The sequence below is a fragment of the Micromonospora sp. ATA51 genome (assembly GCF_016802855.1).
Classification (GTDB): Bacteria; Actinomycetota; Actinomycetes; order Mycobacteriales; family Micromonosporaceae; genus Micromonospora; species Micromonospora sicca.
The window spans coordinates 1-9,704 of sequence record NZ_JAEVHJ010000263.1; the positions used below are offsets into that span (position 1 = coordinate 1).

Annotated in this window: 10 protein-coding genes and 2 pseudogenes; 4 read left to right on the forward strand and 8 right to left on the reverse strand. The window is 73.3% G+C overall.

Translation table 11 applies throughout. From position 1 onward, the window contains the following. From JNW87_RS40910 to JNW87_RS29045, 6 genes and pseudogenes are all read right to left on the reverse strand, one after another. Positions 1–126 (reverse strand): annotated as a pseudogene (locus JNW87_RS40910) (PadR family transcriptional regulator); the annotation flags it as partial. 155 nt (positions 127–281) lie between these two features. After that, positions 282–860 carry an RNA 2',3'-cyclic phosphodiesterase gene (gene thpR / locus JNW87_RS29025; protein WP_109801040.1) on the reverse strand — a complete coding sequence of 193 codons (579 nt, stop codon included), beginning with the start codon at positions 858–860 and terminating at the stop codon, positions 282–284. Between the two features lie 11 nt (positions 861–871). Then, positions 872–1,381 (reverse strand): hypothetical protein, encoded by a 510-nt coding sequence (locus JNW87_RS29030; protein WP_109801039.1) that lies wholly within the window; start codon positions 1,379–1,381, stop codon positions 872–874. Positions 1,382–1,502: 121 nt separating this feature from the next. Next, positions 1,503–2,789: an MFS transporter gene (locus tag JNW87_RS29035; RefSeq protein ID WP_109801038.1), complete on the reverse strand. Its 1,287-nt coding sequence runs from the start codon at positions 2,787–2,789 to the stop codon at positions 1,503–1,505. 69 nt (positions 2,790–2,858) lie between these two features. Then, the gene (locus JNW87_RS29040) at positions 2,859–3,308 is read right to left on the reverse strand and encodes a MarR family winged helix-turn-helix transcriptional regulator (protein WP_201749544.1); all 450 of its coding nucleotides are present in this window, start codon (positions 3,306–3,308) and stop codon (positions 2,859–2,861) included. Positions 3,309–3,379: 71 nt separating this feature from the next. Continuing rightward, positions 3,380–4,858: an NCS2 family permease gene (locus tag JNW87_RS29045; protein WP_109801068.1), complete on the reverse strand. Its 1,479-nt coding sequence runs from the start codon at positions 4,856–4,858 to the stop codon at positions 3,380–3,382. Between the two features lie 89 nt (positions 4,859–4,947). Here JNW87_RS29045 and JNW87_RS29050 point away from each other — a divergent pair, with 89 nt between their 5' ends. Beyond that, positions 4,948–5,205: a DUF2530 domain-containing protein gene (locus JNW87_RS29050; RefSeq protein ID WP_109801037.1), complete on the forward strand. Its 258-nt coding sequence runs from the start codon at positions 4,948–4,950 to the stop codon at positions 5,203–5,205. 3 nt (positions 5,206–5,208) lie between these two features. On the opposite strand, the pseudogene JNW87_RS29055 reads toward JNW87_RS29050, so the two are convergent. Then, positions 5,209–6,046, reverse strand: a pseudogene (locus JNW87_RS29055) (DUF3027 domain-containing protein). An 87-nt stretch (positions 6,047–6,133) separates the two neighbouring features. On the opposite strand from JNW87_RS29055, the gene JNW87_RS29060 reads away from it, so the two are divergent. Then, positions 6,134–7,753 carry an MFS transporter gene (locus JNW87_RS29060; protein ID WP_109801067.1) on the forward strand — a complete coding sequence of 540 codons (1,620 nt, stop codon included), beginning with the start codon at positions 6,134–6,136 and terminating at the stop codon, positions 7,751–7,753. Then, positions 7,750–8,400, forward strand: coding sequence for a futalosine hydrolase (locus tag JNW87_RS29065; RefSeq protein ID WP_109801035.1), 651 nt, complete (start codon positions 7,750–7,752; stop codon positions 8,398–8,400). Before JNW87_RS29060 ends, JNW87_RS29065 begins: the two co-directional genes overlap by 4 nt. Here the strand turns inward: JNW87_RS29065 and JNW87_RS29070 are convergent. Next, a complete protein-coding gene (locus JNW87_RS29070) occupies positions 8,372–9,244 on the reverse strand; it encodes a GNAT family N-acetyltransferase (protein WP_236647407.1) in 873 nt (290 codons plus the stop codon). The two genes, JNW87_RS29065 and JNW87_RS29070, sit on opposite strands and share 29 nt — an antisense overlap. A gap of 109 nt (positions 9,245–9,353) precedes the next feature. Here JNW87_RS29070 and JNW87_RS29075 point away from each other — a divergent pair, with 109 nt between their 5' ends. After that, complete coding sequence (locus tag JNW87_RS29075; RefSeq protein ID WP_238454750.1) at positions 9,354–9,545, forward strand: hypothetical protein; 192 nt, start codon at positions 9,354–9,356, stop codon at positions 9,543–9,545. Positions 9,546–9,704 lie beyond the last annotated feature (159 nt).

Sequence of the window (9,704 nt, forward strand, 5' to 3'; positions counted from 1 at the left end):
ACCTGGCCGAAGGCGAGCGGCCGGGCCCGGGGCAGCCGCGCGTCGTGGGCCCGCTTCAGCTCGTACCCGTGCCGCGCCCCACCCGCCAGCAACCCGAGCCAGAACATGCTGAGTGGACCACCGCACCACTATTCACTCAGCGAATAGCCCCCGTCAACCCCTCCCCTCCCTCCCGCGCCGATCTTGCAGTTTGTGCCCCTGATTCGCGCTATTTGCGCTCTTTGCCCGGGCACCAACTGCAAGATCGCGCGCTGGGAGCGGGGTGGGGTGGGGTGGGGTGGTCAGATCGGCCAGGCGGCGAGTCGGTCGTACGTCGGACGGGGGCCCGGGTGGCTGCGGACCAGGACCAGTTCGCTCGCCGGCCACTCCGGCCCCAGGTAGCCGGCCAGGGTCTCCCGGTCGGCGAGCACGTCGGCGCGATCGATCCGATCGCCGGGGCGGGCGATGGTCAGGTGCGCCCGGAACGGCTTCTCGTCGTGCGGCAGCCGGGCCCGGCGCAGCCCGAACCGGATCAGCCGGGCCAGCGTCGCCAGCGCCTCGACGTCACCCCGGAGGTCCACCCAGAGCACGGTGAACTGGCCCCGCCCGAAGCTGCCCCCACCGCCGAGGCGCAGCCGGGGCGAGCTGTCCCGCCCGTCCCGGAACGTCTCGGCGGCCAGGCCGAGCACGCTCTCCACGTCGACCAGCCGCTCCTCCTCGACGTCGCCGAGGAAGGCGAGGGTGAGGTGGGCGTGGGTCGGGTCGGCCAGCCGGACGTTGGTGCCGGCGGCGAAGGCGGCGCCCACCCGGAGCTCGGCCACCCGGGCGGTCAGGTCGTCGACCGCCGGTCGAGGCGGGTAGACCGCGACGAACAGCCGCATCGGGATCCCGCTCAGCGGTGCCGCTGGCGGTGCCCCGGCCGGGCGGTCGGCAGGGTGATGCCGGCGGCGTGCAGCAGCCCCTCCACCCGGACCCGCTCGATCTCCCGGTCCACACCCTCCAGCTCGGCCAGGTGCTCGGGGATGCCCAGCGCCCGGCAGGCGGCCCGCAGCCGCTCGTCGTACGCGTCGATGACCGCGCCGTGCCAGACCACCGACCGCTCGACGGCGGCGAGCCGGTGCCCGCCGAGGCGACGCAGGTCGGCGGCGATCTGTTCCAACGGGCGCCGGTCGTCCCGGTCGAACTCGGTCAGGTCGATGTCGCGGGTGAGCGCGTCCGCCTCGATGGCCCGGTCCAGCCCGGCGATGGCGCGTCGTTCGCTCCGCTGCTCCCGCCACTCGGCCCACCGGCAGGCCACCCGATCCATGATCTCGTCGGCGCAAAATAGCAGCGCGAAGGCGGCGGGCAGGCAGCAGACGGCGAGGATCGCCAACATCAGCAGCAGACCCCGCCCCAATCCCACACATCGACGCTAAGCCCCGCCGTGACCGCCCGCCACCCGATTGCCGGTATCCGGACGCGAATGAATGGGGAAAGACCGGCCCCCGCAACGGGAACCGGTCTTTCGAGGGCGATCGCGGGCGTCACTCGCCGGTGGGCGACACCACGTAGAAACGCGGCATGGGCAGCACCCGCATCCGGAGCCGGGCGCCGGAGCGGCGCAGCTGCCAGGCGAGCGCGAGCAGCGCGGCGGCGAGCGAGATCAGCCCGCCGATCCAGATGCTCGCCCCGGCGCCGTAGGTCTCGGCCACCCAGCCGATCACCGGCGCACCCACCGGGTTGGTGCCCAGGAACACCAGCACCCAGAGCGCCATGACCCGACCGCGGAAGGCGGCGTCGACGCCGAGCTGGACCCGCTGGTTGGCCGCCTGGGCGAAGAAGACCATGAAGAAGCCCGTCGGCAGCAGCAGCGCCACCACCAGCCAGTACGCCCCCGCGAGCCCGACCAGGGTGCCGAAGCTGGCGCAGCCGACCGCCGCGCCGAGCACCAGCCAGACCGAGGGGCGGCTGCGCCGCCCGGTACCGGCCAGCGCGCCGGTCAGCGCGCCGCAGGCGAGGGCGGTGCTGAACAGGCCGAACGAGGCGGCGCCGGTGTTGAAGACGGTCTTGGCCAGCGCGGCCAGGGTGAGCTGGAAGTTGAACAGGCTCATCCCGACCACCGACATCAGCGCCATCGGCAACAGCAGGTCGGGGCGGCGCCAGACGTAGCGCAGGCCGTCGACCACCTTCGCCTGGTCGCGCTGGCCCACCGGCAGGAGGTCCTTGCGGTGCAGCTCGGCGGGACGCATCCGGACCACGTTGACCAGCGGGGCGATCGAGCTGAGCGCACTGAAGAGGAAGACCGGGCCCACGTCGAAGGCGGCGATGGCCAGGCCGGCGAGGGCCGGGCCGATGATCCGGGCCGAGTTGAACACCGCCGCGTTGAGCGAAAGCGCGTTCGGCAGCAGCGGCATGCCGACCAGTTCGGAGACGAACGCCTGCCGGACCGGGGTCTCCACCGCGTTGGCCACGCCGAGCAGGGCGGCGAACGCGAAGACGTGCCAGAGCTGCACCAGCCCGGTGATCACCAGCAGGCTCATCCCGAGCGCCAGCACGGTCCAGAACGCGTTGGCGACGAAGAGCAGCAGTCGCTTGTCGTACCGGTCGGCGAGGCGGCCGGAGAGCAGGGTGAGCAGCAGTACGGGGGTGAACTGGAGCGCGGTGACCACACCGAGCGCGGTGGCGGAGTTGTCGGAAAGCTCGAGGACGAGCCAGTCCTGGGCGATGAACATCATCCAGACGCCGATCAGTTTGACCAGCTGTCCGGTGGCGAAGAGTCGGTAGTTGCGGACTCGTAGGGACTGGAACATCGTGCTCAGCTTGGCCTGCACTCTTGGTGCGCCTCCTCGCGGTCGTACGCGTCATCGACGATGGACGGCGCGGACCGCGGGACGCTCGAGTCAGGCGCGAGCGAGCTGCTGGAGGATCTCCGCGGCCCGCCGCAGCGTGTCGCGTTCCTCCTCGGTGAGCGCGGCCAGCCGGCTGGCCAGCCACTCGTTGCGGGCCCGTTCGAACTGGTCGAGCACCGCAAGTCCCCCCTCGGTCGCCGCCAGGATGACCTGTCGACCGTCGGTCGGATGGGGGGTGCGCTGCACGAGGCCGCGCTCCTCCAACTTCGCGACGATCTTGGTCATCGTCGGCGGCTGCACCCGCTCGATGTCGGCCAGTTCCCGGGGCGTCAGCGCGCCCGCCAGCTTGAGGCTGGTGAGCGCGGAGAGCTGGGTGACCGTGAGGTCGCCGACCGGTCGGGCCCGTCGGACCCGCCGGTTGAACCGGGTGATCGCATCACGCAGCTGAGGGGCCAGCTGCGCCGGTGGCACGCGTCTCGCCGTCACCGTCCGCTCCGTCACAATCGTTAGCTTAACTAATGAGCCTGGCTAACGACATGCGATATGACCAGGCTCACCAGGAGGAATATGAGTTACCGAACCGCGGACTCGATCGGCCCGCGCAGGAAGTACAGCACGAACAGCGCCGCCACTCCGTACAGCAGGGGGTGGATCTCCCGCGCCTTCCCCCGCGCCGACTTCACCAGCACGTAGGTGATGACGCCCGCGCCGATGCCGTTCGAGATCGAGTAGGTGAACGGCATCAGCACGATGGTGAGGAACGCGGGAATGGCGATCTCGTAGTCGGTCCAGTCGATGGTCCGCACCGCCGTCATCATCAGGAAGCCGACCACCACCAGCGCCGTCGACGCCGCCTCGAACGGCACGATCACCGCCAGCGGCGCCAGGAACATCGCCAGCAGGAACAGGCCGCCGGTGACCAGGTTGGCCACCCCGGTCCGGGCGCCCTCCGCGACCCCCGCCGCGCTCTCGATATACGACGTGTTGCTGGAGACGCTGGCCGCGCCGCCCGCCGCCGCGGCGATCGAGTCGACCAGCAGGATCTCCTTCGCCCGCGGCGGGGTGCCCCGCTCGTCGAGCATGCCGCCCTCCTGGCCGATCGCGACCATCGTGCCCATGGTGTCGAAGAAGTCCGTGATCAGCAGGGTGAACACGAACATCAGCGGGACCAGCCAGCCCACCCGGCTCCACGAACCCAGCACGTCGAAGTTGCCGAGCAGCGACAGGTCCGGGACGTCGACGACCTTCTCCGGCAGCGTCGGCACGTTCAACGCCCAGCCCTTCGGGTTGGGCCGGCCGTTCACGAAGGACGGACCGATGTGCCCCACCGCCTCCACGACGATCGCCAGCACCGTGGAGGCGAGGATGCCGACCAGGATCGCCCCGCGCACCCGGCGCACCACCAGCACCAGCGTCAGCAGCAGGCCGACCACAAACACCAGCGTCGGCCAGCTGACGAGCTTGCCCCCGATGCCCAGGCCGACCGGCACGGTGGTGTTCGCCACGTCCGGCACCCGCCGCACGAAACCGGCGTCGACCAGGCCGATGATCGTCAGGAACAGGCCGATGCCCACGCCGATCGCCGTCTTCAGCTGGGTCGGCACCGAGCGGAACACCGCCGTACGCAGCCCGGTGAGGACGAGGACCCCGATCACCACACCCTCGATCACCACCAGGCCCATGGCGTCCGCCCAGGTCATCTCGGGTGCGATCTCGAACGCGACCAGCGCGTTCACGCCCAGGCCGGCGGCCAGCGCCATCGGGAACCGCCCGACGACCCCCATCAGGATGGTCATCAGGCCGGCGACCAGCGCGGTCGCGGCGGCCAGCGCGGGGATGGCGAGCTTCCGTCCGTCACCGTCGACGGCGCCGCCCAGGATGAGTGGGTTGAGCACCACGATGTACGCCATCGTGAAGAAGGTGGCCAGGCCGCCGCGTACCTCCCGGCCCGTGGTCGAACCGCGGGCGGAGATCTCGAAGAAGCGGTCGACCGGGTTGCGGGGGTGCGTGGGATCGGGTGGGGTGCCGCCGTCCGGCGGGGCAATGGCCATCAGGTCCTCGCAGATGATCTGCCGTCGGTCGCGGGCATCGTCCCAGATCACCCGGCCGGCGGGAAGGGGCCATCGCGTACCCTTTCCCCGTGCCAGAAGAGCAACCGCCGCGGCCCGAACCCCTTGACCCCCCGATGGTGCCGATCGCCGTCGCCGGGCTGGTCGGCTGGGCGGTGGTCGGGCTCGTCCTGCTGATCTTCTGCCGGGGTTGGCTCACCGAGCACGGGCACCAGAACTGGCTCTGGACCTGCCTGGCCGGATTCCTGTGGGGCTTTCCCGGTCTCGCGGTGATGATGCGACACGACGCCAACCGGCGCCGCCGCCGGGCGGCCGCCGGTCAGGACTGACGCTCAGGAGTGGCCGTACGGCTCCGCCGGCTCGGCGGACTCCACCGAGCCCGGGGCCCGGCTGACCGACACAGCCTCGACCGCGCTGTCGTCGTAGATCGTGGGCAGCTCGTCGACCGGCGTCTCGGCCGCCTCCACCAGCGTCTCCGAGTGGGCGCCGCAGCCGTGGTCGGCGCTCACCACCCGGCCGTCGTCCGGCGCGTAGAAGTTGCCGCAGGCGCCGAAGGACTGCCGGAGTGCGCCGGCGAGCGGCAGGTAGAACCCACAGGTGCCGCAGCGGGCGGCGGCGGCGCGGCCATCGAGATCGGGGCGGAGGGGCCGTGGTCGCCCTCGTACCAGCGCTGCGCGGCCTCGGTGCGGCCTTCGCGGGAGAGCACCCGGGGCGGCCCAGCCCGAGTTCCCAGGCGGTCTCCTCCACGGCGGGGTCGTCGGAGAGCACGTAGCCGGGGGCCAGCCGCTCGTCGTCCGGCGGGGTGGGCAGCAGGTCGCCGGGGCCGAGGTCGCCCGGCTTGAGCCGCTCCTGCCAGGGCAGCCAGCCCGGGGCGAGCAGCGCGTCGGGGCCGGGCAGCAGGACCGTCTCGCAGATGGTGACGTGGCGGCTGCGCGGCACCCGGGTCACCGTGACGGCCCAGCGCCAGCCGCGGTAGCCGGCGAGCCGGCACTCGAAGTAGTGCGTGACGAGCCGGTCGCCCTCGGCGACGGCCTGCAGGTGGTCGCCGACGTCGGCGGGATCCACCTCGGTGATGCCGGCGCGGGCCACCTCGACGGCGGCGGCGCAGACCTGGTCGAGGCGGGCGGCACGGGCGGAGGCGGGCCTGGTCACCCGACCATTGTTCCCCATGCCCACGGTCGACCGACAGGCACTCCCCGGAGTCGTTCTCACCGGGTGGTGGGGCACACGTGGATCAGATGGGCGAGGATGGTGCACATGCCGCTGTCCTCCCGCTCCGGGCGGTCCGTCCTCGGGCGGACCGTCGGCACGGGCATCCGCGCCACCCGCCTGCTGCTCCGCGGCTCGGTCAGCGGCGGACGCTGGATGACCCGCCGGGCCGGGTCGGCCCGGGCGAGCAGCGCCGGCAACGAGGTGGGCATGGTCCGGCTCTTCGACCTGCACGCCCTCTCCTGCGCCGGGGACACCCTGATCGCGATCGGCCTGGCCGGGACGATCTTCTTCGAGGTGCCGCTCGGCGAGGCCCGCAACAAGGTCGCGCTCTACCTGCTCGTGACGATGGTGCCGTTCGCCATGCTCGCCCCGGTGGTCGGGCCGCTGCTCGACCACTTCCGGCACGGCCGCCGGTACGCCCTGGCGGCGACCATGCTGGGCCGGGCCTTCCTCGCCTGGTTGATCTCGGACTACATCGGCAGCTTCGGCCTGTACCCGGCCGCGTTCGGCGTGCTCGCCCTGTCCCGCGCGTACGGGGTGGCCCGCTCGGCGGCGGTGCCCCGGCTGCTGCCGGAGGGGATCGGGCTGTCCCAGGTCGGCGCCCGGGCCAGCGTCTACGGCACGGTGGCCGGGGCGCTGGTCGCCCCGATCGGGCTGGCCGCGTTCTGGTTCGGGGCGCAGTGGCCGCTCCGGGTCGCCTCGCTGATCTTCCTGGTCGGCATGGTGATCTCGCTGCGCCTGCCGCCGCGCGCCGACTCGGAGCCGCCGGAGCGGGTGCCCCAGCCGCTGCGGGCGCTGCGCCGGCGGGACGGGGAACGGCCGCTGGGCCGGGGCCGCCCGGCCGGGCGGCTGGTGATCGCCACGCTGATCGGGGCGGCGGCGCTGCGCGGGGTGTACGGCTTCCTGCTGCTCTTCCTCGCCTTCGCGATCAAGGCGGGCGACCTGACCACCGACTTCTTCGGCCGTACCCTCGGCGCCCAGGGCGCGCTGGCCCTGGTCGGCGGCGCGCTGGTCGGGGGGAGTTTCCTGGCCACCGCGGTCGGCACCCGGCTGCGCATCCACCGGCCGGCCGCGATCCAGTCCAGCGGCACGCTCATCGTGGGCGGCGTCGCGGTCCTCGCCGCGCTGAAGTTCTCGCTGCCCATGGTGGCGCTGCTCTGCCTGGTGACCTCCCTGATGAGCGGGATCGCCAAGCTCGCGGTCGACGCGTCGATCCAGGAGCGGATCCCGGAGCGGCTGCGGGCGAGCTCGTTCGCCCACTCGGAGACCGCGCTGATGCTCGCGTTCGTGGCCGGCGGCGGGCTCGGGCTCGTCCCCTTCACCGGCCGGATCGGGGTCGCGGTGGTGGCCGGCGTCGCGGCCCTGGTCGCCGCGCGGGCACTGGTGGTGGCCGGTCGGCTGCGCAACGAGCGGCTGGTCGGGCGGCCGCTCGGCGACGACGAGCTGACCGCCGAGCAGACCGGGCCGCTGAGGACCGGGAACCCGCAGGGCGAGTTCGCCGATCCCACGCCCACCTCGCCGGCCCCCGGCGGTACGCCGGCCCCGGTCGACGACGACGGTCTGGCCCCGCCGGGCTACCACATCTACCGTCCGTCCTCCTCCGTCGGCGGGCCGGGCGGGACCGAGGACGAGAACCGGCGGGAGCCCCGGGGACCGATGGCGTGACCGGTCTGCTCGTGGTGACGGCCGTACCGGCCGAGGCGGCGGCCCTGCGGGCGGGCCTCACCGAGCCCACCGTCACCGTCGTCCCGGTCGGCGTGGGCCCGGCGGTCGCCGGCGCCGCCACCGCCCGGCTGCTCGCGCTGGCCGAGGCGGCCGGACGCCCGTACCGGGCGGTGGTGAGTGCCGGGATCGCCGGCGGCTTCGCCGGTCGGGTGGCGGTCGGCGGGACCGTGCTGGCGACCCGCAGCGTGGCCGCGGACCTCGGCGCCGAGTCGCCGGAGGGCTTCATCCCGGTCGACGAGCTGGGCATGCCGGCGGAGCTGCTGGGCGGCGGCGTGACCGTCCCCGCCGATCCCGGGCTGCTCGCGGCGCTGCGGACGGCGCTGCCGGCGGCGACGGTCGGCGCAGTGCTCACGGTCAGCACGGTGACGGGCACGACCGCGAGCACCGAGACGTTGGCCGAGCGGCACCCCGACGCGGTGGCCGAGGCCATGGAGGGGTACGGCGTCGCCGTCGCCGCCGCCCAGGCCGGCCTGCCGTTCGCCGAGCTCCGGACCGTGTCCAACCCGATCGGACCCCGGGACCGGGGCGCCTGGCGGATGAAGGAGGCCTTCGCGGCCCTCACCGAGGCGGCCGCCGCCCTGCGCTGACCGACCGGTCCAGCCGGAGCGCCGAAGGCCGGTGCCACTCGACCTGGAAACCGCAGGCCCGCAGGAAGGCGGCGCCGCCGAACTCGGCGACCTCGTGGACGGTGGCGACACCGGCGCGGTCCATCTCGGCGCGCAGCGCCTCCACCAGCCGGCGCCCGATGCCCAGCAGGCGCCGTCCGGGGGCGACCAGGACGCCGTCGAGCACGAGCTCCCGCCGGTCGTCCAGGTCGTACCCGAGCAGCAGGTCGACGCTGCGCTCGTGCGCCCGCAGCTCGCCGACCAGCTCCCCGTCGGGCAGCTCGGCGAGGAACCCCCACGAGGTCGCGGGGAGGCCCCCGCCCGTGAAGCGCCGGACCCGGACCTCCCGCCGGACCCGTTCGCCCCGCCGCCGCCGATCCCGCTCGCCCCGATCCTGTACGTAGGTCACGGCCGGTAACGCCATCGGCCACCGCTGAGGGGGAAGGTCGTGCCAGTGCGCCCACCAGGCGCCCGGCCAGTCCCGCGGCTCGCGTACCTCTCGGGCGTCCAGGTGGGCCGGGCAGTGCCGCCCCGCGGCGTCCCGCAGTTCCTCGTGCGGCACGGCCGGCAGCGAACGGGCCTCCTCCGCAGCGGTCGGGGCGGCCGAGGAGGTCCCGGCGACGGAGATGACGACGCCGCCGACCGCGTCCACGAGCCGTTCGACGGTACGGAAGCTCGGGTCGGCCGTCCGGCCCGACTCGATCCGGGCGATCGTCGCCTGCGGCACCCCGGACCGCTCGGCGAGTTGTCGCTGGCTCAGGTCGGCCTGGCGGCGCAACGCCCGCAACGTCACCCCGAGGTCGACCGGTGGCCTGAACTCCGTCACACTGGCATGCTCCATTCCGCCGCATCCGCCTTCAAATCCCGCCGGGAGCCTGTGGAAAAGCCTGTGGGCAAGCCTGTGGAAAACGGCCGGCGCTGGGGACAACGATGGCGTGAGAACCTGCTACGAAGCTGATGACGTAGGTGACTCACCTCCACGCACCTCCACGCACCGGCTCGACCGGCTCGACCGGCTGGACCGGCTCGACCGGCTGGACCGGCTCGACCGGCTGGACCGGCTCGACCGGCTGGACCGGCAGCCGAGCTGCCTGATCCATCTACGTCATCAGCTTCGTAGCGTCTGAGATAGACGTTCTGGTCCACGCATTCGCGCGACGGCGATGCCGATGATCGGATCGGTGGCTGCCGAAGGCCGGGACGGCCGCCGACGAGGAGCCCGGTGACGGCGGGGCGGGCAGGCAGGTGGCGGCGGGCGAGCTCGCGGTGGCGGGGCGATCCCTTTC